A 25,879-nucleotide genomic window follows, 5' to 3' on the forward strand; every position below is an offset into this window, starting at 1 on the left:
GGTGAGAAGGAATTTATGAAAACGAGTATTGGTGAACAATCCTGTGAAGAAGCCTTTGTTAGCTACGCTTATAATTTTCAGCGTCAGCATGCAGACTGCGTTATTTATCAGACTTCATTAATGAGTGGGCTAATAAATGGTGTATATGAAGGTAGCCGAACGATGGCTGAATTATTGGAACATGGTGATTTTGGATTAGGAACATTTAATAGTTTGGATGGGGAACTGGTTGCATTAAATAGCCAGATTTTCCAGCTATTATCCGACGGTAGCGCACGGGCGGCGAAGCCAGAGCAGAAAACGCCATTCGCGGTAATGACGTTCTTTCGCCCAACGGAAACGATCCGTTTTCATCGCTGGACCTCGCGTGAAGAAGTACACCGCCAGACCGATGAGATCGTGGGAACGGATAATCTGTTCTGCGCTTTGCGGATTGATGGGAATTTTCGCTGCGTTGAAACGCGGACTGTTCCCCGCCAGTGTCGGCCTTATAAACCGATGCAAGAGGCCATTGAAGGGCAACCGACGTTTCATTTTGAACACCGTAGCGGCAGCGTTATTGGCTTTCGCAGCCCGGCCTATACCCAGGGAATTAATGTCGCAGGTTACCACGAACACTTCATCACTGACGATCGCCAAGGTGGTGGACATGTTCTGAATTATGACGTTGAAAACGGCACGCTGACGTTTGGTGTGATCGCCAAATTGATCATCGACCTGCCTCAGGATCGGGAGTTTCTCAATACCGATCTGTCCTCAGAAAACCTCAATAGCGTCATCCAGTCAGTAGAGAGCTAGTCATTTCATCGGAGTTATGTCATGGAAAAGTCCACCGAACAGCAAAGCTGGAGTTGCGGAGCCGAGCTGATTGTAAAACATCTGGAAGCGCAGGGCGTGAAGCATATTTTTGGTATTCCCGGCGCAAAAATCGATCGCGTGTTTGATGAGTTGGAAGACTCGACGATTCAAACGATCCCGGTACGGCATGAGGCGAACGGCGCATTTATGGCAGCGGCGATAGGCCGTCTGACAGGGAAAGCTGGCGTGACGCTGGTGACATCCGGCCCCGGCTGTTCCAATCTGGTGACGGGATTGGCGACGGCAACCGCCGAGGGCGATGCCGTTGTGGCGCTAGGCGGGGCGGTCAAGCGGGCAGATAAGCTTAAGCTGACGCACCAGAGTCTGGACACCGTCAGCCTGTTTCAGCCAGTCAGTAAATTCAGTGCGGAAATTACCGCATCCAGTGCGATCTCTGAAGTGTTGGCGAATGCTTTTCGGGCGGCGGAAAGTGGGCGTCCGGGGGCGGCGTTTGTCAGCCTGCCGCAGGATATCGTTAATGAACCGGTGACGAGTCCAGTGCTGGCCTGTCCGAACTTGCCGTTGTTAAACGGCGCGCCACAGAGTGACATTGCCGAAGCAGCCAAACGGCTACGGCAGGCTAAAAACCCGGTGCTGCTACTCGGATTAATGGCCAGCCAGCAGGAAAATACGCAGGCACTGCGTCGTTTTCTGCACCATAGCCAGTTACCAGTGACCAGCACGTATCAGGCTGCTGGCGTGATCGACCAGCAACAGTTCAATCATTTTGCCGGACGTGTCGGACTATTCAACAATCAGGCTGGAGATAAGCTGCTGCAACAGGCTGACGTGATTGTCACCGTGGGTTACAGCCCAATTGAGTATGATCCATCGTTGTGGAACAACGGTAAGGCGACGCTGATCCACATCGATGTGCTGCGAGCGGAGATCGACAGCGCCTATCGCCCTGATATCGAGCTGCTCGGGAATATCGCGATGACGGTGGACACGCTGAACGCCTGTATCAGTGAGCCCTTTCTCTTGTCTGCTGATACACAGTCTGTATTGCAGGATCGTCAGCGTCAGCGCCACGATCTCAGCATGCATGCTATCAACATGGCAGGATTTGCGATCCATCCTCTGCGTTTGGTGCGTGCGATGCAGGATATCGTGAATGAGGATGTCACGTTGTGTGTGGATATGGGGAGTTTCCATATCTGGCTGGCGCGATACCTGTATAGCTTCCGTGCGCGACAGATTCTGATGACCAACGGTCAGCAGACCATGGGCGTGGCATTACCGTGGGCGATTGCCGCATCGCTGGTACAACCCGGCAAGAAAGTGGTGTCCGTTTCCGGTGACGGCGGTTTTATGCAATCCAGTATGGAACTGGAAACGGCAGTGCGCCTGAAAAGCAATCTCCTGCATATCATCTGGGTGGATAACGGCTACAACATGGTGGAAATCCAGCAGTTGCACAAATACCATCGCCCAGCGGGCGTAGCATTCGGGCCGATTGATTTTAAAGCCTATGCGGAAGCGTTTGGTGCGAAAGGGTTTGCGGTGGAATCTGCTGATGAACTGGTCAGCAAACTCCGTCAGGCAATGGACGTTGATGGCCCTGCGGTGATTGCCATTCCGGTTGATTATTCCGACAACCACTGGCTGATGGAGAATCTGAATATCAGTGTGCTGGTGTAGAAGGTATCAATGTTGTGCCCGCATAGTAACGATCGCGGGCACAACGTCGAGCCTTGTTGTCATGCGCTAATAAGCGGTTGTAACCCCTTAATAAATAGACTGATACAGCGCTTTGATGTCGTCGATGTTGGTATCGCGTGGGTTACCGCCGGTACAAACATCGTCGAAGGCGGCCTGTGCCAGCGCGGGAATGTCCTCTTCTCTCACCCCGACATCGCGCAGTCTCGGTGGAATATCTACATCGTGAGAAAGCTGCCTAACCGCGTTAATCGCCGCTTCTCGCGCCTGAGTGATTGGCATGTCTGCCGCGCCTTTTACCCCCATCGCAACGGCAATATCCCGGAATTTTTCACCGGTGTAATCAGCGTTGTAGGCCATGATATGCGGCAGCAGGATAGCGTTAGCGACACCGTGCGGGGTGTTGTAGAACGCGCCGAGTGGGTGTGCCATGCCGTGTACCAGCCCAAGCCCGACGTTCGAGAACCCCATACCGGCGATGTATTGCCCCAGCGCCATCTCTTCCACGCCTTTCGCCTTCCCGGCAACGGAATCACGCAGTGAACGGCTGATAATTTCAATGGCTTTCAGGTGTAACGTATCGGTCAGTTCCCAGGCGGCTTTGGTGGTGAAGCCTTCAATGGCGTGCGTCAGCGCGTCAATCCCCGTGGCGGCTTTCAGTGAAGCTGGCATGCTCATCATCATGTCGGGATCGACGATGGCGACAATCGGAATGTCATGAGGATCGACGCACACGAATTTGCGGCGTTTTTCTTCGTCGGTGATCACGTAGTTGATGGTCACTTCTGCGGCTGTACCGGAGGTGGTCGGGATAGCGATAATTGGCACGGCAGGGCGTCGGGTGGCGGCAACGCCTTCGAGGCTGCGGACATCAGCGAATTCAGGGTTATTGATAATAATTCCGATGGCTTTGCAGGTATCCTGCGGTGAGCCACCGCCAATAGCGATCAGGTAATCGGCCTGCGATGCCTTGAAGCGTTCGATGCCTTTTTCCACCACGCTGATGGTCGGATTAGGAATCACCTCATCGTAAATATCGTAGGGCAACCCTGCCGCATCCAGCTTCGCCGTAACCTTGGCAGCGACGCCAAATTTAACCAAATCCTTGTCCGTCACCAACAGGGCTTTCCTGAATCCCCGCCGTTTTACTTCATCGGCAATCTGAGCGATAGCGCCTGCGCCAAAGTAGGATGTTTCATTAAGAATCATTCTGTTAGCCATTGTATGCTCCTGTTTAACGTTGATTTTGATAAATCGAAAAATAGATGTTACGCAATTCCTTGCTATTAGTATGGATAAGAGGGGCTACGAGCGCCTTCCGTCAGTTGCCATGTCATCTTGTCCGCTGGCACTGAAGTAAAGAGGCTTGAGAAGTGGCTCACAGAATCGTGATGATGCCAGTGTAAAGAAGGGGATAAGGCCGAGATTTGTTGCTGGCTTTTGATTGAAAAAATCTAATTTAAGCCTGTTTTTATCATTACATTATCTAATCCGAAATGTGTTTTTATTTGGGTGTCATTAGCTAAGTTATCCAGTTTTAATATCATTAATCTGCGTTATTCTCCCAATTAAATAATTTACGTGCTTATTTTTTTCAATAATCAAGCATATTACGCTGTGTTGTTTTTTGTGAGTGGTTCACCTTTCTTCACTTTCTATATAGTTTATCTTATGACTAAGTGTGTGGTTTAACCTGCACTTCGGTGGTAAGTTCAGTCAGAAGATATCGTTTGCGCAGTGTGTTTTATCGCTTAAATGCTATGCGCTGAAGAGGGATGAGGAATGGCAAAGCAGACCCCGCTGTACCAACAACATCTGGCCGATGGCGCCAAAATGGTGGATTTTCATGGCTGGATGATGCCGCTGCATTACGGCTCCCAACTGGACGAGCACCACATTGTGCGTCGGGAAGCCGGCATTTTTGATGTTTCCCACATGACTATCGTCGATTTGCACGGTGTGAGAACGCGTGAGTTTCTGCGTTATCTGCTGGCGAACGATGTCGCCAAACTCACCCAGCCAGGCAAAGCACTTTATACCGGCATGCTGAATGCTTCCGGTGGCGTGATTGACGATCTGATCGTTTATTTTCTGACGGAAGATGATTTCCGTCTGGTGGTGAACTCCGCGACACGCGAAAAAGACCTTGCCTGGATCGAGCAGCACGCTGCACCGTTCGGTGTCGAAATCAATGAGCGCGAGGATCTGGCGCTGGTCGCGGTACAAGGCCCGCAGGCACAGGAAAAAGTTCAAGCGATCCTGAAGGCAAAAGGCCTGAGCGATGCAGATGTGACAGCAGTTGCCAGCATGAAGCCATTTTTTGGCAAGCAGGCAGGAGACTTCTTCGTTGCCACGACGGGGTATACGGGCGAAGCCGGTTATGAAATTGCTTTGCCGAATGAGCAGGTGGTTGATTTCTGGCAGCGACTGTTGGCGGTTGGTGTGAAGCCCTGCGGGCTGGGCGCGCGCGATACGCTGCGGCTGGAAGCGGGGATGAACCTGTACGGTCAGGATATGGATGAGGGCATTTCGCCGCTGGCGGCCAATATGGGCTGGACAATCGCCTGGCAGCCGGAGGATCGCCAGTTTATCGGGCGTGAGGCGTTAACGCATCAGCGTGAAAAAGGTACTGAGCAATTGGTTGGTTTGGTACTGACGGAAAAAGGCGTATTGCGCAATGATTTACCTGTGCGCTTTACTGATAGTGATGGCGTGATGCGCGAAGGAACGATCACCAGCGGATCGTTCTCGCCGACGCTGGGCGTGAGTATTGCGCTGGCGCGTGTTCCGGCAGGAATTGGTGAACAGGCTATTGTGCAGATTCGTCACCGCGAGCTGCCTGTGCGTGTGACCAAACCTGGTTTTGTTCGTGCCGGAAAAGCCATCGTTCAGTATTAATAGCCGCGTGCTTATCAAAATAAGCCCATATGGATTAACGACTTTAGATAGGGGATGCAATGAGCAATGTACCAGCAGAATTAAAATACGCCACGTCACACGAATGGGTGCTGCACGAAGGCGAAGGTATCTATAGCGTGGGGATTACCGAACACGCACAGGAGCTTCTGGGCGACATGGTGTTTATCGATTTACCGGAAGTGGGCACGGTCGTCGCGGCAGGCGATGACTGCGCGGTGGCGGAATCGGTAAAAGCGGCGTCGGATATTTATGCGCCCATCAGCGGTGAGATCGTGGAAATTAACGAGGATCTGGAAAGCGCCCCTGAGCTGGTCAACAGCGCGCCTTATACCGACGGTTGGCTGTTCCGTATCAAAATTTCTGACGAGTCTGATTTGGATGAACTGCTTGATGCCGAAGGCTATCAGGCGTCGTTAGAAGAAGACGAGTAGTGAATGCGCCCCGGCTTTTGTGCTGGGGCGTTTTATTTTATTCGTCCGCGCCGTATTTCAGCGCGGCAACGATCTATCACGATTGATGCAGGAAATTGTTGTAATGACCCAGACACTCAGTCAACTCGAACATGACGGCGCGTTTATCGAGCGCCATATCGGTCCTTCCGTTAGCCAGCAGCAGCACATGCTGTCGGTGGTGGGGGCGACGTCGCTGGATGCGCTGATTCGCCAGATTGTCCCGGCGGACATTCAACTGCCTAGCCCGCCAGCGGTGGGGGAAGCCGTGACGGAGCATGAGGCGTTAGCTGAGCTGAAGGCCATTGCAGGACGCAATCAACGTTATAAGAGTTATATCGGCATGGGCTACAGCGCGGTGCTGATGCCGCCGGTGATTTTACGCAACGTGCTGGAGAACCCAGGTTGGTACACCGCCTATACGCCGTACCAGCCGGAAGTCTCTCAAGGGCGTCTTGAAGCGCTGCTGAATTTCCAGCAGGTCACACAGGATTTAACCGGGTTGGATCTGGCCTCCGCTTCGCTGCTGGATGAAGCCACTGCCGCGGCGGAAGCGATGGCGATGGCAAAACGCATCAGTAAACTCAAGCAGGCTGAGCGTTTCTTTGTTGCTGATGATGTACACCCGCAAATGCTGGACGTAGTGCGTACCCGTGCGGAAACCTTCGGTTTTGAGATTGTGATCGGTAAGGCCGAAGAGGCGCTGAGGGACGATGCTGTCTTCGGCGTCCTACTGCAACAGGCTGGAACCACGGGTGAACTGCACGATTACAGCGATCTGATGGCCGCACTGAAAGCGCGTAAGGTCGTCAGTTGCGTAGCGTCTGACATGATGGCGTTGGTACTGTTGACCGCACCGGGCAAGCAGGGGGCGGATATTGTTTTCGGTTCTGCACAGCGTTTTGGCGTGCCGATGGGCTACGGCGGCCCACATGCGGCGTTCTTTGCCTGTCGTGATGAACATAAACGTGCGATGCCAGGCCGTATTATCGGCGTGTCACGCGATGCGGCGGGCAATACCGCGCTGCGCATGGCGATGCAGACGCGTGAACAGCATATTCGCCGCGAGAAGGCGAACTCCAATATTTGTACTTCGCAGGTGTTGCTGGCCAACATGGCGGGGATGTATGCGGTATTCCACGGCCCGGAAGGGCTCAAACGTATTGCGGGGCGCATCCATCGTCTGACCGATATTCTGGCGGCAGGGTTAGCGCAGAGCGGGCTGTTGCTGCGCCATCGTAGCTGGTTCGATACGCTGACGATTGAGGTTGCGGATAAAGACGCGGTGCTGAGCCGCGCATTAAGTTTTGGCATCAACCTGCGCAGCGATTTGGCGAGTGCCGTGGGCATCACGCTGGATGAAGCGACCACGCGTGAAGACGTGCTGGCGTTGTTCGCGGTGCTGTTAGGTGACGATCACGGGCTGGATATTGACGCGCTTGATGCGGCTATCGGTCAACAGGCCGCGACGATCCCGGCTGGGTTGCTGCGTCATGATGCGATCCTGTCGCATCCGGTTTTCAACCGCTATCACAGCGAAACCGAGATGATGCGCTATCTGCACCGTCTGGCGCGTAAGGATCTGGCGCTGAATCAGGCGATGATCCCGCTCGGTTCTTGCACCATGAAGCTTAACGCGGCGGCAGAAATGCTGCCGATTACCTGGCCTGAATTTGCCGAACTGCACCCATTCTGCCCGCCGGAACAGGCGCTGGGCTATCGTCAGATGATCGAGCACTTATCGGGCTGGCTGGTGCAATTGACGGGTTATGATGCGGTTTGCATGCAGCCCAACTCGGGCGCACAGGGTGAATATGCGGGGCTTCTGGCGATCCGTCGCTATCATGAAAGTCGCAATGAAGCAGGCCGTCATCTCTGCCTGATCCCTAGCTCCGCGCACGGCACTAATCCAGCATCGGCGCAGATGGCGGGGATGGCGGTGGTGGTGGTGGCCTGTGACAAACAGGGCAATATCGACCTGCACGATCTGCGTGAGAAGGCACAGGCTGCGGGCGAACAGCTTTCCTGCATCATGGTGACCTATCCGTCTACCCACGGCGTCTATGAAGAGACGATTCGCGAAGTGTGCCAGATCGTGCATCAATACGGCGGTCAGGTGTATCTGGATGGCGCGAACATGAATGCACAGGTCGGCATTACGACGCCGGGCTACATCGGTGCGGACGTATCGCACCTGAACCTGCATAAAACTTTCTGTATTCCGCACGGCGGTGGCGGGCCGGGCATGGGGCCGATTGGTGTGAAAGCGCATCTGGCCCCGTTTGTGCCTGGTCACCAGGTGGTCAAAATCGAGGGTGTGCTGACGGAACAAGGGGCTGTCTCTGCGGCACCGTTCGGCAGCGCCTCGATTCTACCGATTAGCTGGATGTACATCCGCATGATGGGCGCGGAAGGGCTTAAACAGGCCAGCCAGATGGCGATCCTGAACGCTAACTATATCGCGGTGCGTTTGCAGCAGGCCTATCCAGTGCTTTACACCGGCCGTGACGGTCGTGTTGCGCACGAGTGCATTCTGGATATTCGTCCGCTTAAAGAGAGCACGGGTATCAGCGAAATGGATATCGCCAAGCGTCTGATTGATTACGGTTTCCATGCGCCAACCATGTCGTTCCCAGTGGCGGGTACGTTGATGGTCGAGCCGACGGAATCAGAAAGTCAGGTGGAGATTGACCGCTTTATTGATGCGATGCTGGCGATCCGTGCCGAAATCAACCGCGTTGCGCAGGGCGAATGGCCGCTGGACGACAACCCGCTGGTCAATGCGCCGCACACGCAAGCGGAGTTGGTGGCCGACTGGGTGCATCCGTACAGCCGCGAGCTGGCGGTATTCCCGGCTGGTAGCGAACACAAATATTGGCCGAGCGTGAAGCGTCTGGATGATGTTTACGGCGACCGTAACCTGTTCTGTTCATGTGTACCGATGAGCGACTATGCGTAATTAACCGCACTGGCAGTCATTTACAACGTCGGTAGCGTTGTTGCTCATTGTTCTTTAAAGCCTCCACTCTACATAGGAGGCTTTAATTTATTGATTTTGTTATTTTTATCTATTCCCTTATGGCAGCACGATACCGAATCGGCATCGTGTGTTTAGCCGTCATCAGCCAATGTTTTGCCATGTACCCTCATCCAGTCGGCCAGTGAATCCAGCGTTGGCTGGAGCGATTTTCCCAGTGGAGTGATCTGATACTCCACTCGCGGTGGTACTTCGGCATACACCTTACGTTGCACCAGTTTACGTTGTTCGAACAGGCGCAGTTGGCGCGTCAGTTCCTTCTGAGTGATAGGGGCAATGGCGCGTTGTAGTGCACTGAAGCGCACGGGGTCGCCGATCACGATCAGGCGGTACAGTATGGGAATCGCCCATTTTCCAGCGATGAGATTGACGAAATTTACCATTGGGCACGGTTCTGCCATGTCAGATGGCGTATTTGCTGATGGGCCGTGAACAGACATAGGGTTCCACTATCCTCCTTAGTATCCAATTGGTGCCTACTTACAAAAGGATACTATTGATGAAATACTGCCGTTTTTCAAGCAATGCGACAGGACACATCATGATGAAACGGCTGCAAGATAAGTTTGCTTTGATCACCGGCGGCACCAGCGGCATTGGGATAGAAACTGCACGTCAGTTTCTGGCCGAAGGGGCGACGGTCGCGATTACTGGACGCGATGAGAACGCGCTAGCACGTGCGCAAGCTGAGTTAGGCCATGCTACGCTGGCGATCCGTTGCGATGCCGGAGATGTCCACGCCCAGCATGGTTTGGTCGACGTGCTGGCACAGCAATGGCCGCGTCTGGACGTGTTGTATGCCAATGCAGGCGATGTCACCCATCGTCCGCTGGAAGGCTGGGATGAAGCTGCCTGGGATCGACTCATGGCGACCAACCTTAAAGGGCCATTCTTTCTGGTTCAGGCACTATTGCCGTTGCTGAACAACCCGGCCTCGGTGATCCTGTGTGGATCGACCAGTGCTCACATCGGCCTACCGCAGAGCAGCGTCTACGCCGCGAGTAAAGCGGGATTACTCTCGCTGGCGCGCACGTTGTCGGCTGAGCTGGTGACGCACGGCATTCGGGTTAACGTCCTGAGTCCAGGCCCAACCGAAACCCCTGCTCTCGATAAATTGGGTCTCTCTCCCGAACAGCAACGTGCTATGCAGGAACAAATTCGACAGTTGGTGCCGATTGGTCGCATGGGTACGCCGTGGGAGCTGGCGAAGGCGGCCGTTTTCCTTGCTTCTGACGAGTCTCGTTTTGTTGTTGGAACGGAACTGTTGGTCGACGGTGGCGTTGCTAATTTGTAGAAGATGGGCCTGCGAAATCATTTGCAGGCATATTTTCGCAATCGGAAAACAAACTGTCATTAAACTGACGCCTCAGTGACACGCTAGCGCTCTAGGGTAAGGCCTCTGTGTTTCACACTGAGCGACCCTAGAGTTATGCGTGCAAAATATTTTCCCTACCTTGTGCTGTTGCCGACGCTGGTTTTTTTGCTTGCCTTCACCTATTTCCCTCTGCTGCGTTCGGTCATCGACAGCCTGTATGACACCCGGCTAAATGCTGATACGCCGCTGTTCGTCGGGTTGGATAATTTTGCACGTCTGGTGCAGGACGCGGTGTTCTGGCAGGCGTTGCTGAACAACGTGTTGTATATCCTGATGACGGTGGTGCCCGGCGTGCTGTTGGCGTTGTTGCTGGCGGTGCTGTTGTGGGAAAACACACGCGTGAATCGCTGGCTGCGTACTGCCTTTTTCTTTCCGATGATTATTCCGCTAGTGAGCGCCGCGACGCTGTGGCTGTTCATCTTTATGCCGGGGTTGGGGCTGCTGGATTACTATCTGGCGAAAGTGTTTGGCCCGATGAACAACAACTATCTTGGTATGAGTGACAGTGCGTTGGTGGCGGTGAGCGTCATCGGCATCTGGAAATTTGCGGGATACTACATGCTGTTTTTTCTCGCCGGTCTGCAAGCTATTTCTAGCTCTGCCCGTGAGGCGGCGCTGATGGAAGGGGCTTCACGGCGTCAGGTGTTTTTCTATGTCACGCTGCCGCTGCTGCGGCCAACCATCGCCTTTGTGGTCACCATCGCTTTTATCTACGCCATTACCCAGATCGACCATGTTGCCGTGATGACGCGCGGCGGACCGAATAACGCGACGACCGTGCTGCTCTATTACATTCAGGATCTGGCGAATGATACGCACGATCTGGGCAAAGCCTCCGCGGCCACTTTCCTGACGCTGGCGCTGCTGTTTGCCTTTTCCATTATGAATCTGAAGGTGCTGGAGAAGGGGGCACATTATGAGCGCTGAAAATCAGATCGTTGACATTCGGAGCGTAAATAGTCAGCGCGCTGAAAGCCGAAACGTCACTAATCCTCTTCGTATCACGACGCGGCTTACGCTGCCGCTGCTGCTGATTTGCGCCGCGCTGCTGTGGATCAGTCCGTTTATCTGGATGCTGTCGTCTTCTATCAGTACCAGCAGCTTTGGCGTGGATATGGCCTCGCTGCTGCCGCGTTTCCCGCTGACGTTCGATAATTTCCGCGATGCGTGGGACAGCGCCGACTGGCTGCGGCTCTACACCAACACGCTGATCTTTGCGGTCGGCACGTTTCTGGTACAACTGGTTACGATCACCACGGCGGGCTACATCTTCGCCTACCACGAATTCCGTGGCAAAACGCTGCTGTTCTATCTGCTACTGATTCAAATGATGATCATGCCCGTCGTCATGATGGTGCCAAACATGATGACGCTAAAACAGCTTGGCCTGCTCAATACCCTGACTGGCGTGATGATGCCGTATTTCGCCTCAGCATTTGGCGTGTTTCTGATGCGTCAGGCGTTTCTCAATATCGCTAAAGAGATCGAAGAAGCCGCGTTGATGGAAGGCTGCCGCTGGTGGCAGGTGGTGTTTCACGTCCTGATCCCCATGACCTGGCCGTCGATCCTGGCCTTCGCCACGGTCAGCATTACCTACCACTGGAACGAATATCTCTGGCCGCTGATGGTGCTCAACGACCCGGACAAACAGGTGCTGACCATCGGGCTGGTGTCGTTTGCGATGGGCGCTGAGTCCGGCGGACAGTGGGGATTGATCTGCGCGGGTACGCTGCTGGTGTGCCTGCCGCTGATGGTGGCCTTCGTGGTGTTCCAGAAGCAGTTCCTGAGCAGCTTCGGCTTCTCAGGCATTAAGTGAATCGCTGATAAGGCCATGCGGGTAATACTGGTTACTTAAGCCCGTTGTTAGGGGAAACACAGAGGGAGGTTCCCGTAGGGATGCCTCACCCCTGTGGTCGCCCCGTGTATCTCGATGCTTAAGCGATCGGCGTTAGGTCATGTGGGTTGCTTAATTCTATTTATCAGGAGCGACATGCTCCGTGTATCTCGATCCTTAAGCGATCGGTGTTCGCCAACGGGCGAAATAATGATAGAGGTGGTTGTTATGTTGTTGGCTCAGATTTCCGACCTGCATTTTCGCAGTGAGGGACGCAAGCTCTATGAATTTATTGATATTAACGGGGAAAACGCGCAAGTCATCAACCAGTTAAACGCGTTACGTGAGCGGCCAGATGCCGTCGTGATTAGCGGCGACATTGTTAACTGCGGGCGTCCGCAGGAGTATCAGGTCGCCCAGCGCGTGTTGCAAATGCTGGATTATCCGCTGTATGTGATTCCGGGCAATCATGACGACAAGCAGCATTTCCTCAATGCGATGCGCCCGCTATGTCCGCAACTGGGTGATGACCCGGAAAATATTCGCTATGCAGTGGATGATTTCCCGATGCGTTTGTTGTTCATCGACACCAGTCTGGCGGGGCAATCAAAAGGCTGGTTGACGCCCTCCACGCTGGCTTGGCTGGAGCAACAATTGCAGGATCATTCGACGCGTGAAACGGCGATCTTCATGCACCACCCGCCGCTGCCGCTGGGATCGGCACAGATGGATCGTATCGCCTGCGAAAACGGACATGAACTGCTGATGCTGATCGAACGTTTCCCGCAGCTCACTCGCGTATTTTGCGGCCATACGCATCGTCTGATTATGACGCAATATAGGCAGGCGATTATTGCCACCGTACCGGGAACCGTCCATCAGGTGCCGTATTTCTACGAAGACGATGCGCCGTATTACAACCTGGAGCCCGCTAGCGTGGTGATGCACCGCTATGTGCCGGTGACCGGACTGGTGAGCTATTGCCAGTCGATTGCGTCCTACCCCGGCCCTTATCTCTATGACCCTCGAATCAGTTGCCCGGTGGATGCGTAATGGCCGTGATTCAGCTACGTAATATCAGTAAACGCTTCGAACACATGCAGGCGCTGGCATCGCTATCCTTGGATATCGCCGACGGCGAGTTTTTGGTGCTGGTTGGGCCATCCGGCTGCGGCAAGAGTACGCTGCTGCGTATGCTGGCCGGTTTGGAAGACGTGAGCGATGGGCAAATCCTGTTGGGCGACGACGACATCACGACGTGGAGCCCGAAGCAGCGTAATTTCTCGATGATCTTCCAGAACTACGCGCTGTTTCCGCACCTGACGGTCGAGCAGAACATCACTTTTGGCATGCGGATGCGCGGTGAGCCGAAGGCGGACTATCCACAGCGGGTACAGCGTGTTGCCAGCCTGCTTCAGCTTGAGCCGTTGCTTAAACGCAAACCGGGAAAACTATCCGGTGGTCAACGTCAACGCGTGGCAATGGCGCGGGCGATCGTGCGCGATCCACGTTTGTTTCTGATGGATGAACCGCTGTCGAATCTGGATGCCCGCCTGCGCAGCGACGTGCGTGACGGCATTATGGATCTACATCGGCAGTTGAAAACCACCACGGTTTACGTCACGCACGATCAGATCGAGGCGATGACGATGGCGGATAGGATCGCCGTGCTGGATCGTGGCGTGCTGCAACAGGTTGGTACGCCAGAGCAGTTGTATTCTCACCCGGCTAACGTCTTTGTCGCTGGATTTATCGGTACGCCCGCGATGAACATGCTGACGCTACCCTGTGCCGATGGTCACGCGATTTTACCGGCATTGTCCGTGGCGCTGCCTGCCAGTGAAGAGACGGGTTCATTAACCCGCGTGCTGCTAGGGGTTCGCCCTGAGCATCTTACCGAACACGCCGCATCAGACGGCGATTTATCGTTATCGGGAACGGTGAAGCAACGGGAATTGTTTGGTGCCGAGTATCTGATTCATGTGGATACGCCGTTGGGTAATATTCGCTATCGTCGGCCAAATCGCGATGGTGTGCCGAACATCGGTACGTCCGTGGTACTTCATTTTTCACCGCAGGATTGTCATTGGTTTTCCGGGCAAACCGCCCGTAATTTATCCCAGGAGAAAAGAAATGCGTAAGCCTCGTATGATGGCGCTGGCGATAGCCTTGCTGATGTCCGGCTCGGCGTTAGCAAAAGAGAATATCGATTTTATGTTCCCCGCGCCGGTTGATGGCAAGTTGACGATGGAAATGACACGCATCATCAAGGAGTACAACCAATCGCAGGATCAGGTTGAAGTGCGTGGGATCTTCACCGGCGGTTATGACACGACGAAAGTGAAAGCGGAAGCCGCCGCTAAAGCGGGCGATCCGCCCGCGCTGGTAATTATGTCTGCAAACTTCACCGCCGATCTGGTCATCAAAGATGAAATCCTGCCGATGGACGAACTGTTCAAATACGGCAACGAAAAGGCCACGCCTTTCCTGACCAAAAACTTCTGGCCTGCGCTGCATCAGAACGCGCAGGTGATGGGGGTGACTTACGCGATCCCGTTCCACAACTCGACGCCGATCCTCTATTACAACGAAGACATGCTGAAGAAGGCAGGTTTTAATGAACCGCCAAAAAATTGGGATGAAGTGGCTGCGGTCGCCAAGAAACTGACCGATCCGGCGAAAGGGCAGTGGGGCATCATGATTCCATCCACGAACGATGACTACGGCGGTTGGATGCTGTCTGCGCTGACGCGTGCCAACGGCGGAGCGTATTACAATGCCGATTATCCAGGCGAAGTCTATTACAACACGGCATCAACCAAAGGTGCGCTCCAGTTCTGGCGCGATCTGGTGTATCGCGACAAAGCCATGCCAGCCGGCGTATTGAATTCCAAGCAAATCAGCGCTGCGTTTTTCTCTGGCAAATTGGGTATGGCGATGCTGAGCACCGGTGCGCTGGGCTTTATGCGTGAAAACACCAAAGATTTCTCGCTCGGTGTAGCGATGATGCCGGAAAAAGAGCGTCGTGGTGTGACTATCGGCGGGGCGAGTCTGGTGAGCTTCAAGGGGATCTCCGAAGAGCAGAAGAAAGCGGCCTGGCAGTTTATGAACTATCTGATCAGCCCAGAGGTCAGCGGAAGCTGGAGTCGTTTTACCGGCTACTTCGCTCCGCGTATGGCAGCCTACGATCTGCCGGAAATGAAAGACTATCTGGCGAAAGATCCGCGAGCCGCGATTGCGCTGTCACAACTGCAATATGCTCATCCGTGGTATGCAACCTATGAAACGGTCGCGGTACGCAAAGCGATGGAGAATCAACTGGCGGCGCTGTTAAACGATCCAGCGAAAAAGGTTGATGACGCTGCTGCCGCTGCACAAAAAGAGGCCGATAGCATCATGAAGCCTTACGTGGATAAAACCGCGTTAAGTTTGCCAAAATAACCAGAAGGCAACCCGTTCCGTTTTATGCTCGGGTTGCCTTTTCACTTTCAGCTCGCTTAGCCAATACATGTCAAAAGTCAGTTTTTAACTCGTTGATCATTTGCTTTTTTTGAATGTTAAATGTTCAGAAGAGATTGACTGTCGATCTACCCCTTCATAAAAAGACATACATCAAGTCTAGTTGCCATTTTTTGTGATAATGTTCTCATCTCATTATGATAATGAATATCATTATTGTTCGCGTTCGTGTTCGTCTTTTCGAGGTTTGATACAGAAATTCGTTCCAAACAGACTGAACCCATGAAACGTGATATTGCGCTAATTTCACTTATCCCAAAAAAGGAAAAACTATGTCCCTCCAGGATGGGAAAAATAGTGCCGATGCATTTACAACATCAGGCACAAAAATAACATTTTCCATTTCATTATTGGCATTGGCCATTACGGTGACGTTCCATCCGACATCGCTTTATGCAGCACAGGCCGCCGTATCAGATGCATCATCCGCACAGGACACATCGCAGGAGATGGTCGTGGTGGCCAGAGAAGCTGATGTAAGCGTTGGAAAGTACGATTACAGCGCAAAAACGACGCGGGCAGGTACCAAGATGCTGATGACTCAGCGTGATATCCCGCAGTCTGTCAGTATCATGACCGAGCAGCGCATACAGGACCAAAACCTACAATCAGTGGGCGAAGTATTGCGTAACACGACGGGCGTTTCTGCCAGCCTTTTTGACGAACGCTCCAGCTTCTATTCCCGCGGTTTTGCCATCAACAACTACCTCTTTGATGATATTCCGACCTCCGTCAGTGAAGCCTGGAACTTTGGTGATGCTGATGACGATACGGCGATTTTTGATCGTATTGAAGTGGTGCGCGGTGCAACTGGCCTGATGACTGGTGCAGGCAACCCGTCGGCATCGGTCAATATGGTGCGTAAGCATGCTGATAGCCGTGAATTTTCTGGTAATGTCAGTGCCAGTTACGGTTCGTGGGACAAACAGCGCTACGTAGCGGATCTCTCTGCGCCATTGAATGAAAGTGGCAGCGTGCGCGGTCGCGTTGTGGCCGGCTATCAGGATCAGAATAGCTGGTTAGATCGTTACCAAAGAGACAAAAAGTTCCTTTACGGCGTGGTGGATGCGGATATCACCGACAACACGACGTTATCGCTTGGTTACAGCTATCAGACGATCCACACCGATGGGGCAACCTGGGGTGGCGTGACACCGTGGTTTAGCAACGGTGCGCGCACGCACTTCAATCGCAGCATGAACCCCGCTGCGGAATGGACCTACTTTGAGACCGAATCGAAAAAAGTCTTTGCGAATCTTAGACAGGATTTTGACAACGGCTGGACGTTCCGCGTTAACGGCACCCATGCCGAATCGAATATGAATGGCAAGCTGCTGTATGTCACCGGTTTTCCCGACCAAACGACGGGGATTGGCACGATCGGCTATGGCACTAACTACACGGGCGAACGTAAACAGTTGTCTGTTGATAGCTATGCCAATGGGCCTTTTGAACTGCTGGGTCGCCAGCACGAACTGGTGACAGGTGTCAGCTACAGCCGTCAGCACAATAGCTATTACGGTTCTCCTCTGGCGTTTCCGAATATTGGCAGCCTTTACCATTGGAACGGTAGTGTTCAAGAGCCCACCTGGGGGGAAAAGTCGCTGACGTCGGATGATACTGTACGGCAGAAAGCAGCCTACAGTGTGGCACGGTTCTCGTTGGCCGATCCGTTGCATCTTATCCTTGGGGCGCGCTATACGCAGTGGCAAACCAATGGTAGCAGCGCCGATATGAAGAAAAGCAATATCACACCTTATGGCGGCTTGATTTATGACATTAACGATACGGTATCGGCTTATACCAGCTATACCTCGATCTTCCAGCCACAAAGTCGTCGCGATAGCAGTGGCAGCTATCTGGCACCTATTACCGGTAAAAACTACGAGACAGGCCTGAAAGCGGACTGGTTCAATGGGCGCTTAACGTCGACGCTGGCTGTGTTCCGTATTGAGCAGGATAATGTGGGGCAGGTGGACGGAAATAAATCTGTCAATGGCACTGCCGAACGAGCTTACTATGCGACACAGGGCGCGGTGAGCAAGGGCGTTGAGTTTGAGCTAAATGGGGCGGTGACCGATAACTTGCAGCTAACCTTTGGCGCTTCACGTTATGTGGCACGCGATACCAAGGGCCGCTTCAATAGCAATATGCCACAAACGCAGGTCAAACTGTTCACCCGCTATCAACTGCCCGCGCTACCAGAGCTGACGGTTGGCGGCGGTGTAAACTGGCAAAACCGTACGTTCCAGGAAGGGGCAGGACCGTTGGGGACCACGCGTATTTATCAGTCGAGTTATCCGCTGGTTGATCTGTTTGCCCGTTATCAGGTGACAAAACAGCTTGCTGTGCAGGCTAACGTCAAAAACCTGTTTGACCGCAGCTATTACACGTGGCTCAGCAACGATTCTGGTACTTATGGCGAGCCGTTAAACTATTCACTCAATATGTCATACGCATTTTGATCTAACATCCCCCGGCCGTAAGGCCGGGGAAATGGCGTTTCAGCCGAATTATAGCAACCACCCTTTGGCTTTGGCGTCTTCCAGATGCTGTTTCAGGTATTGCCACAGTTCCGGGTTGATAGCGGCGATGAACTCGGCGCGGTCGAGAACCTGTTCCAAACGGATGCTGTTTTCTACCCAGCTTTGACCACCGTTGTACAGATTCATCAGCATCGGCATGACGCGATCGAGCATCAGAGCGAACTGGGCGCTGGGGGTTTCATTCGCTTCATATTCTTCCCACAGATCGTGGAATTGCTGACGCTGTGGCTCAGGCAGCAGGCCGAAAATACGGGCAGCGGCAGCGACTTCCTGATCGTGAATTGCAAGACGCGCGGAAAGATCGTAAACGAGCACATCACCCGCATCGATTTCGACGATGTCGTGAATCAGCGCCATTTGGATTACGCGCTGAATATCGACACCTTCACCTGCGTAAGGGGCCAGCGCCATCGCGGCGACGGCAAAATGCCAACTGTGTTCGGCAGAATCTTCGTGGCGTTCGCTGGCGATAATCTTGGTGCGGCGCTGTACGCTTTTTAATTTATCGATTTCTATCAGAAAGCCAAACACATCGGTCATGGAACCGAAATTCAGAGTAGATGGGGAAGATGACATGAAAAGCGTACCTCTTGCAGTGAAAACGATGCGTGACAAAGTCGTGCATGACAAAGTTATGCAATAAGACCAGAGGAAGGCGCTGTGGGCGTCAGAACCGGATAACCGTTAACGCGAATAACCGGTAAGAACGGCAGAGCCCTTCAAAAAACAGGGGAATATCGAAGTCGGTCATTGTAGGGGATGTTGCCTGAGATTGACATGCGTGATTGCACGTTAAGTCAGAGAGAAGGTGAAAGGGGGGGGAGGATAATTATTTTAGCTTACACGTGTACACTGAAACTATTCTCAGTTAATCTGCTCAAAGGTTAAACACCTATGCCTGTGTCATTCCGCTCAACAGCGGGAAAGGCAGGACGGATACTGTCAGCACACACTCTCTATTGCGAAATACTGCGGAACCTATCGATGTCAAAAAATGCCCAGATGCCGGACTACTCGCTGGCAGAGGAAATTGCGAACAGCATCAGCCATGGAATCGGTGTGATTTTCGGGATTGTTGGTCTGATTTTGCTGCTGGTGCAGGCGGTCAACAATGATGCCGGGAGCGTGGCGATTGCCAGCTACAGCCTCTATGGCGGCAGTATTATCCTGCTATTTTTGGCCTCGACGCTGTATCACGCGATCCCTTCTCAGCGCATTAAACCGTGGTTGAAAAAGTTCGATCACTGCGCCATCTATCTGTTGATTGCTGGAACCTATACGCCTTTTTTGCTGGTGGGGCTGGATTCACCGCTGGCGCATGGTTTGATGGTCGTCATCTGGAGCATGGCGCTGTTGGGCGTGCTCTTCAAACTGGCGTTTGCCCACCGTTTTGAAGTGCTGTCGTTAATTACCTATCTGGTCATGGGCTGGCTGTCGCTGGTGGTGATTTATCAGATGGTGATGAAGCTGTCGGCGGGGAGTGTGACGCTGTTAGCGGTGGGTGGTGTGGTGTATACGCTGGGGGTGATTTTCTACGCCAGTAAGCGTATTCCTTACAATCACGCAATTTGGCACGGGTTTGTGTTAGGCGGCAGCGTCTGCCACTTTCTGGCGATTTATCTTTATATTTAAGTTCGTCTAAAACGCATGAGCGCATGAGCCTCACTGACTCGGCTCATGCGTGATGCCACTCGTCGGATTAATCCGTTATTTCATACGGCAGAGGCTGAACCGTGAGCTGGCTTTCGGCATCGTCGCGCACGCGTAGAACGTTCTCCGCGTTCAGATCGTTATTCAACACGGCCTGTACCCAAACGTCACCGTTCTGCAATTGGCTGGCTGCCAATACGGTCCCGGTACGACGCCAGTTCTCGCCGAGCTGCAGTTCGAGATCGTCTCCCGCCTGCGGCACCCGGTTCGCTTTACCCGCCAGCCAGTAGAGTGCGCGCTTATTCGCCCCACGATATTTTGCCCGAGCAACCATTTCCTGACCGGTATAGCACCCTTTGCTGAAGCTAATTCCATTTAATGCCTGTAAATTAGTCGCTTGCGGGATGAACTGCGCACTGTTTGCGCTGTCAATGATGGGCTGACCGGCCTCAATATCCAACGTCAGCCATTGGCGGCTGTCATTCAGGCTGACTTTATCGTCGAGCTGTTCAAGCAACGAAGCGCTTTGCTCAGAAGACAGCACCAGCAGGAAACGCTCTGCGGGATGAGTGAAATGCAGTAAGGTGGCACCTTCGTGCTGCACGACAGGATGCTCAGCGTCTGGAAGTTGATTAAATACCGAGGCCAACTGTTCGCGGATGCCCGCTCCTGCTGCACCCAGAAGTACGGCGCTGTCGTCTGGCGCGATGGTGGTTTTCGAAAAAACGGCGTATTTTTTCAGTTCGCTAAGCTGGGCGTCGCGCAGATTACGCCGCTCAATGAAAGCAAACCCCTCGCCGTGATGGAACAGGCGCAGGTTGCTCCACATTTTTCCTTTCGCGTCGCAGTGGGCGCAAAGAATGTGCCGATCGTCAGCCAGTGCACCGACATCCGCGGTGACCTGTCCCTGAAGATATTTGACGGTATCCGGCCCGACCAGCGTGGCTAGTGCCCAATCATCCAGTGAGATGAGCGTGGCGGCGAGCTGAGCGGAAGCAAGGGGAGGGTGTGAGGCAAAAGGGCGTTGATGAGCCGTATGTTGGTTAACCATAGAGTACAATCCTGCGCTAAGGGCGATGGCCTAATGGTAAAAGAGCGCTCAGGGTTTGCAAGTGGTTATTCACGCCGCGCTACGACATAGCACATCCTGATGCTGATGAGCGTACTCGGAGCGGTGTATGCCGGTAAGTTATGTCAAAATGTTACTATTAGTTGATGTCCGCTACCGGAATCAGAGTACACTAGCGGCAAGCAGCGATAACAAGGTGGACATGAAATATGGAAATCGATAACAAATCACGTATTCATTGGGCATGCCGCCGTGGTATGCGCGAACTGGATATCGCCATCATGCCGTTTTTTGAGCATGACTATGACACATTAAACGATACAGATAAGCGCACGTTTGTACGTCTGCTACAAAGCGACGATCCCGATTTATTCAACTGGCTAATGAACCACGGTGAGCCAGAAGACGGAGAGCTAAAACGCATGATTTCCCTTATCCAGACGCGAAATAAAGATCGTGGCCCAGTGGCAATGTGACCTTCGCGTGTCCTGGCGCATGCAACTGCTGTCATTGGTTGTGCATGGCCTATTAGTGTTGCTCATTCTGCTGGCACCGTGGCCGGACGGCTATGCGTGGCTGTGGCTGTGTTTGGTTACAATGGTGATGTTTGGTTTCATCCGTAGCCAAAGGAATATCAAATCGCGGCAAGGGTGCATCACCCTGCTCAGCGAAACGACCCTAAACTGGCGGCAGCAGGAGTGGCAGATTGTCAAACGACCGTGGTTGCTGAAAAATGGCGTGTTATTGGCATTGCAATCGGCTGATGGGAAAGACAAGCAACAACTATGGCTGGCATCGGACAGCATGGGCGATGACGAATGGCGTCATCTGCGCCAGCTTCTTTTGCAGCAAAAACACTGGGCGAGATGACGGCGTATTTTGCGTAGGTATCGCGCCCAGTGTGTAGAAACATCACCACGGTGATTTACGGAAATAATCGCAGCAGGTATCTTACGCCGCTATCGTGAGGATAGGATATTTGCTGCTCCCGTCACGGGAATGTCGGCTTTCCTTTCTTTTCCCCGTGCTATTCGGGAAAATGTTCTTATTCGGCCACCGTCTGGCCGTGCCTTGAAATTTATTGGGTATAACTGATGACTAAGCCCGCAGTGCAAAAAAGTGGTCTGCATCCTCGCAATCGCCATCGTGACCGTTATGATTTTCCCGCGCTCAAGCAGAGCTATCCTGCGCTGATCCCGTTTGTAAAGGTGAATGCCTACGGGGATGAGTCAGTGGATTTTGCCAATCCCGAGGCGGTGAAAACGCTGAATCAGGCATTGTTACAGCATTTTTATCAGATTGCGCACTGGACGATCCCTGACGGCTTTCTGTGCCCACCGATCCCCGGTCGCGCCGATTACATCCACCATCTGGCCGATTTGCTGGCGGAAGATAACCGCTCGGTAGTGCCGCGCGATGCTTCCGTGCTGGATGTCGGTTGCGGTGCCAACTGTGTCTACCCGCTGATTGGCCATCGCGAGTACGGCTGGCGTTTTACCGGCAGCGAGATTAATCCGCTGGCGATGAAAGCGGCGAACGAGACGATTGAAGCGAACCCCGGTTTGAATCGATCGATTCGCCTGCGCCGTCAGAAAAACAGTAAAGCGATACTGGCAGGTATTATTCACAAGAACGACACGTTTGATGCCGTCATGTGTAATCCTCCGTTCCATGCTTCCGCTGAGGATGCCCGCGAGGGATCGCAGCGTAAATTGCATAATCTGGGATTGGATAAACGCTCACCGCTGAATTTTGGCGGCCAGCAGGATGAGCTGTGGTGTGAGGGCGGCGAGTCAGCTTTCATTAGCCAGATGATTAAAGAGAGCGCCGGTTTTGCCCGTCAGTGCCTGTGGTTTACGTCGCTGGTGTCGCGCAAAGAGAACCTGCCGGAGATTTATCGTGCGTTGGAAGCGGTTGACGCGGAAAAGGTCAGAACGATAGACATGGCGCAAGGCCAGAAGCAAAGCCGCTTTGTCGCGTGGAGCTTTCTGGATACCGCCGCGCGGACCCGCTGGTTGCAAAAGCGCTAAGCTGATTTAACCGTCACGGATACCTGTCACACAGGTATCCGTGAACATGTTATTCAACAGTCACCGTATCCGATTCCTGTTCGGTCACCTTCAACGATGTACCCTGAATTGCCATAAATACCGCTTCCCGCCTCGTTAGGTAGCCTTTTACAGGATGCGGTTTAACCGCGCCAGTCAGGGTGGTATCGGTAATGATGCCGCAGCCTGTCGCGTGCGCGATTTGCTGTGCCGTCTCATCAAATCTTGAGAAATCGATATCGTAATATTGTGGCACATCGCATTTCCCGCCCAGATTTTTGGCGTATTCTCCTGTGCCTGTTTGCGCACAACCCGTGAGTAACAATCCTGTGACCGCTATGAGTAACATCTTCATCGTGTTTACTCCTGTTGACGCGTACTGTTTACAGCAGTGACGCCATTTCCTGCAGGATCTGTTCGCACCACTGCTCCAGCCGTTCATCGCTGAGATCGTATTGGTTCACTTCGTCCAGTGCCAGACCGACAAAGTGTTTACCGTCAGTGCTCAGTGGTTTCGGGCTGGTGAAATCGTAGCCATCTATTGGCCAGTAGCCAATGAAGGTGACACCCAGCGGCAGCAGTTGTTCATGCAGCATGCCCAGCGCATCAAGGAACCATTCGCTATAGCCCAGTTGGTCGCCCATACCGTAAAGCGCTACCACTTTTCCTTTGAGGTTTAGCGTTGCTAATTGACCCCAAATGTTCTCCCAGTCTTCCTGAATCTCACCGAAATCCCAGGTTGGGATGCCGAGGATCAGCGTACTGTAGTCTTCCATTCGCTGAGGTTCGATGTCCTTAACGTTGTGCAGATCCACCAGTTCTTCGCCCAATATGTCGCGAATTTTTTCCGCCGCCATCTCGGTGTAGCAGGTGCTTGAGCCGTAAAACAGACCGATTTTCATATGTCATAAGAGAATTTTTGTGACTAATGTCAGCGAGGATACCACAAGTCATGTGCCGTGCAGAGGGCAACACGGGCTGATGCGTGAACGAGGCTGCCAGCATGGCTCCTCGCTCGGAACGGCGCGTCTGTTTATAAGAGAATGTAGGATTTAAATATATCTAAATGGAATAATCAAAGATTTATTTATTCTTTATGCCTATATTAACTCCCGTTACGATACGATCATCTGGCTATAGATTGTTGCTCTGATGACCTCTGTCCTCTTTCTGAGCTGAAGTGAAGTCATCAAGAGAAAGCGGCAAGGGCTATAAGGACCTGTTTCGTTATGATCGTTCTTTCGAACGTAGGCAAGACTTTTGACAGCGCACATGGCCGCATTGTCGCAGTAGATGACGTGAGTCTTACGGTCGAGTTGGGGCAAATTTACGGCATTATTGGCTACAGCGGTGCGGGGAAAAGCACGCTGATCCGCCTGCTGAATGGATTGGAAACGCCGACCAGCGGGAGCATCGTCGTCAACGGGGCTGATATTGCTCAAGCCAATGCGGAAGACCTGCGTCGCGCACGGCTGAAAATTAGCATGGTGTTCCAGCACTTTAATCTACTGTGGTCGCGTACCGTCAGTCAGAATATCGCTTTTGCCTTGCAAATTGCGGGTGCGCCAAAAGCCGAAATTAAACAACGCGTTGCTGACCTGATCACACTAGTGGGGCTGGAAGGGCGAGATCACGCCTATCCTTCCCAACTGAGCGGGGGCCAGAAGCAGCGGGTCGGTATTGCCCGTGCGCTAGCAAACAATCCCAGCATCTTGCTGTGTGATGAAGCGACCTCGGCGTTGGATCCGCAGACCACTGATGCAATCCTCGAACTGCTGCTGGATATCAACCGTAAATTGAATCTCACCCTTGTTCTCATTACTCACGAAATGCATGTGGTACGAAAAATCTGCCATCGTGTCGCGGTGATGGAAAATGGTCGGATTGTGGAGGAAGGCTCGGTACTGGATATTTTTGTTCGCCCGCAGCAGGCGATTACTCGCCAGTTCGTGAAGCAGTATCAGAAAATGGAAGACAGTTTCAACCCACTCCTGACAGAGCACCTGGCGGGCGCTGTGCTTAAATTGACATTCGTCGGTCAGCAAACGCATCAGGCCATTATTTCCGAAGTGATTCAGACCTATCACCTGACGATAAATATTCTGCACGGCCAAATTAGCCATACGCTGAACGGATCGTTTGGTGAGTTATATATTCATGTTGAAGGCAGCGAACAGGAAACGGACCGCGTATTAACTTTCCTGCAGGAACGTGCGATTGCTGTTGAGGTGATTAAACATGCTTGAGTCTTTATTCCCTCACCTGAACGTTGAACAGTTGCTAGATGCCACGTGGGAAACGCTGTATATGACCAGCGTTGCTGGCGTGGCGACGCTGATTGTGGGGATTATTTTGGGCGTGACGCTCTTCCTGACGTCCAAAGGACAACTGCTCCAGAATCGTCCAGTTTATCTGTTGATTTCAGCCTTGGTGAATATCTTCCGTTCTATCCCCTTCATTATCTTGATCGTTTTACTGATCCCGTTTACCAAAACGCTGGTTGGCACCATTTTGGGCGCAAATGCCGCGCTGCCAGCGCTAATTGTCGGTGCCGCACCGTTCTATGCACGTCTGGTCGAAATTGGCCTGCGCGAGGTTGATAAAGGCGTGATCGAAGCGGCGCGTTCTATGGGGGCGAAAACTCACACGCTAATCTTTCGTGTTTTATTACCAGAATCATCCCCCGCACTCACCTCTGGGATTACCGTCACGCTGATCGCCTTGGTCAGCTATACCGCGATGGCCGGTGTGATTGGTGCTGGCGGACTAGGGAATTTGGCTTATCTGGAAGGCTTTCAACGAAACCACGGCGACGTGACGCTGGTTGCGACACTGATGATCCTTGTGATTGTGTTTGTCATCCAGTTTATAGGCGATCTGATTACTACCACATTTGATAAACGTTAAGGGCAGGAA

General features: G+C 52.9%; 24 protein-coding genes. 18 read left to right on the forward strand and 6 right to left on the reverse strand.

What is annotated here, in order from left to right; translation table 11 throughout:
- Nucleotides 1-15: 15 nt before the first annotated feature.
- Nucleotides 16-798 (forward strand): acetolactate decarboxylase, encoded by a 783-nt coding sequence (gene budA / locus A7983_RS11685; protein ID WP_005971585.1) that lies wholly within the window; start codon nt 16-18, stop codon nt 796-798.
- 21 nt (nt 799-819) lie between these two features.
- A complete protein-coding gene (gene alsS / locus A7983_RS11690) occupies nt 820-2,499 on the forward strand; it encodes an acetolactate synthase AlsS (protein ID WP_005971588.1) in 1,680 nt (559 codons plus the stop codon).
- Nucleotides 2,500-2,586: 87 nt separating this feature from the next.
- Here the strand turns inward: alsS and fucO are convergent, their stop codons facing one another.
- Nucleotides 2,587-3,738 (reverse strand): lactaldehyde reductase, encoded by a 1,152-nt coding sequence (fucO, locus tag A7983_RS11695; protein WP_005971590.1) that lies wholly within the window; start codon nt 3,736-3,738, stop codon nt 2,587-2,589.
- A 561-nt stretch (nt 3,739-4,299) separates the two neighbouring features.
- Between fucO and gcvT the strand changes: the two genes are divergently transcribed.
- From gcvT to gcvP, 3 genes are all read left to right on the forward strand, one after another.
- The gene (gene gcvT / locus A7983_RS11700) at nt 4,300-5,415 is read left to right on the forward strand and encodes a glycine cleavage system aminomethyltransferase GcvT (RefSeq protein ID WP_005971592.1); all 1,116 of its coding nucleotides are present in this window, start codon (nt 4,300-4,302) and stop codon (nt 5,413-5,415) included.
- A 59-nt stretch (nt 5,416-5,474) separates the two neighbouring features.
- Nucleotides 5,475-5,867: a glycine cleavage system protein GcvH gene (gene gcvH / locus A7983_RS11705; protein WP_005971594.1), complete on the forward strand. Its 393-nt coding sequence runs from the start codon at nt 5,475-5,477 to the stop codon at nt 5,865-5,867.
- 103 nt (nt 5,868-5,970) lie between these two features.
- Nucleotides 5,971-8,844: an aminomethyl-transferring glycine dehydrogenase gene (gene gcvP, locus A7983_RS11710; protein ID WP_039478001.1), complete on the forward strand. Its 2,874-nt coding sequence runs from the start codon at nt 5,971-5,973 to the stop codon at nt 8,842-8,844.
- Nucleotides 8,845-8,996: 152 nt separating this feature from the next.
- Here gcvP and A7983_RS11715 read toward each other — a convergent pair whose 3' ends face one another.
- On the reverse strand, nt 8,997-9,362 hold the full coding sequence (locus A7983_RS11715) for a winged helix-turn-helix transcriptional regulator (RefSeq protein WP_005971596.1): 366 nt from the start codon (nt 9,360-9,362) through the stop codon (nt 8,997-8,999).
- Nucleotides 9,363-9,466: 104 nt separating this feature from the next.
- Between A7983_RS11715 and A7983_RS11720 the strand changes: the two genes are divergently transcribed.
- From A7983_RS11720 to fhuE, 7 genes are all read left to right on the forward strand, one after another.
- Nucleotides 9,467-10,216, forward strand: a complete 750-nt coding sequence (locus A7983_RS11720) for an SDR family oxidoreductase (protein ID WP_039478004.1) — start codon at nt 9,467-9,469, stop codon at nt 10,214-10,216.
- A 135-nt stretch (nt 10,217-10,351) separates the two neighbouring features.
- Complete coding sequence (locus A7983_RS11725) at nt 10,352-11,224, forward strand: carbohydrate ABC transporter permease (protein ID WP_005971600.1); 873 nt, start codon at nt 10,352-10,354, stop codon at nt 11,222-11,224.
- On the forward strand, nt 11,214-12,113 hold the full coding sequence (locus A7983_RS11730; RefSeq protein ID WP_005971602.1) for a carbohydrate ABC transporter permease: 900 nt from the start codon (nt 11,214-11,216) through the stop codon (nt 12,111-12,113). The genes A7983_RS11725 and A7983_RS11730 overlap by 11 nt, the downstream gene beginning before the upstream one ends.
- 246 nt (nt 12,114-12,359) lie before the next feature.
- Nucleotides 12,360-13,184: a phosphodiesterase gene (locus tag A7983_RS11735; RefSeq protein WP_039477896.1), complete on the forward strand. Its 825-nt coding sequence runs from the start codon at nt 12,360-12,362 to the stop codon at nt 13,182-13,184.
- Nucleotides 13,184-14,272 carry an ABC transporter ATP-binding protein gene (locus tag A7983_RS11740; protein WP_005971607.1) on the forward strand — a complete coding sequence of 363 codons (1,089 nt, stop codon included), beginning with the start codon at nt 13,184-13,186 and terminating at the stop codon, nt 14,270-14,272. Before A7983_RS11735 ends, A7983_RS11740 begins: the two co-directional genes overlap by 1 nt.
- A complete protein-coding gene (locus tag A7983_RS11745) occupies nt 14,265-15,572 on the forward strand; it encodes an ABC transporter substrate-binding protein (RefSeq protein WP_005971610.1) in 1,308 nt (435 codons plus the stop codon). The genes A7983_RS11740 and A7983_RS11745 overlap by 8 nt, the downstream gene beginning before the upstream one ends.
- Nucleotides 15,573-15,922: 350 nt before the next feature.
- Nucleotides 15,923-18,115 (forward strand): ferric-rhodotorulic acid/ferric-coprogen receptor FhuE, encoded by a 2,193-nt coding sequence (gene fhuE / locus A7983_RS11750; protein ID WP_005971612.1) that lies wholly within the window; start codon nt 15,923-15,925, stop codon nt 18,113-18,115.
- 48 nt (nt 18,116-18,163) lie between these two features.
- Here the strand turns inward: fhuE and A7983_RS11755 are convergent, their stop codons facing one another.
- Nucleotides 18,164-18,772, reverse strand: a complete 609-nt coding sequence (locus A7983_RS11755; RefSeq protein WP_005971614.1) for an HD domain-containing protein — start codon at nt 18,770-18,772, stop codon at nt 18,164-18,166.
- Between the two features lie 408 nt (nt 18,773-19,180).
- Here A7983_RS11755 and trhA point away from each other — a divergent pair, with 408 nt between their 5' ends.
- Entirely contained in the window at nt 19,181-19,828 is a 648-nt protein-coding gene (gene trhA / locus A7983_RS11760; RefSeq protein WP_005971615.1) for a PAQR family membrane homeostasis protein TrhA, read from the forward strand.
- Between the two features lie 67 nt (nt 19,829-19,895).
- Here the strand turns inward: trhA and ygfZ are convergent, their stop codons facing one another.
- Nucleotides 19,896-20,897 carry a tRNA-modifying protein YgfZ gene (gene ygfZ / locus A7983_RS11765; protein WP_005971619.1) on the reverse strand — a complete coding sequence of 334 codons (1,002 nt, stop codon included), beginning with the start codon at nt 20,895-20,897 and terminating at the stop codon, nt 19,896-19,898.
- A 227-nt stretch (nt 20,898-21,124) separates the two neighbouring features.
- Between ygfZ and sdhE the strand changes: the two genes are divergently transcribed.
- From sdhE to rlmF, 3 genes are all read left to right on the forward strand, one after another.
- A complete protein-coding gene (sdhE, locus tag A7983_RS11770; protein ID WP_005971623.1) occupies nt 21,125-21,391 on the forward strand; it encodes an FAD assembly factor SdhE in 267 nt (88 codons plus the stop codon).
- A gap of 19 nt (nt 21,392-21,410) precedes the next feature.
- Entirely contained in the window at nt 21,411-21,785 is a 375-nt protein-coding gene (locus A7983_RS11775; protein WP_005971626.1) for a protein YgfX, read from the forward strand.
- A 224-nt stretch (nt 21,786-22,009) separates the two neighbouring features.
- Nucleotides 22,010-22,945 carry a 23S rRNA (adenine(1618)-N(6))-methyltransferase RlmF gene (rlmF, locus tag A7983_RS11780; protein ID WP_005971629.1) on the forward strand — a complete coding sequence of 312 codons (936 nt, stop codon included), beginning with the start codon at nt 22,010-22,012 and terminating at the stop codon, nt 22,943-22,945.
- A 49-nt stretch (nt 22,946-22,994) separates the two neighbouring features.
- Here rlmF and A7983_RS11785 read toward each other — a convergent pair whose 3' ends face one another.
- The gene (locus A7983_RS11785; protein ID WP_005971631.1) at nt 22,995-23,318 is read right to left on the reverse strand and encodes a hypothetical protein; all 324 of its coding nucleotides are present in this window, start codon (nt 23,316-23,318) and stop codon (nt 22,995-22,997) included.
- Between the two features lie 28 nt (nt 23,319-23,346).
- Nucleotides 23,347-23,865 carry a flavodoxin FldB gene (gene fldB, locus A7983_RS11790; protein ID WP_005971633.1) on the reverse strand — a complete coding sequence of 173 codons (519 nt, stop codon included), beginning with the start codon at nt 23,863-23,865 and terminating at the stop codon, nt 23,347-23,349.
- Nucleotides 23,866-24,192: 327 nt separating this feature from the next.
- Between fldB and A7983_RS11795 the strand changes: the two genes are divergently transcribed.
- Together A7983_RS11795 and A7983_RS11800 are read left to right on the forward strand one after the other, a co-directional pair.
- Nucleotides 24,193-25,209 carry a methionine ABC transporter ATP-binding protein gene (locus tag A7983_RS11795; protein ID WP_005971635.1) on the forward strand — a complete coding sequence of 339 codons (1,017 nt, stop codon included), beginning with the start codon at nt 24,193-24,195 and terminating at the stop codon, nt 25,207-25,209.
- Nucleotides 25,202-25,870, forward strand: a complete 669-nt coding sequence (locus tag A7983_RS11800; RefSeq protein ID WP_005971637.1) for a methionine ABC transporter permease — start codon at nt 25,202-25,204, stop codon at nt 25,868-25,870. Before A7983_RS11795 ends, A7983_RS11800 begins: the two co-directional genes overlap by 8 nt.
- Nucleotides 25,871-25,879 lie beyond the last annotated feature (9 nt).

The organism is Pectobacterium wasabiae CFBP 3304 (genome assembly GCF_001742185.1).
Classification (GTDB): Bacteria; Pseudomonadota; Gammaproteobacteria; order Enterobacterales; family Enterobacteriaceae; genus Pectobacterium; species Pectobacterium wasabiae.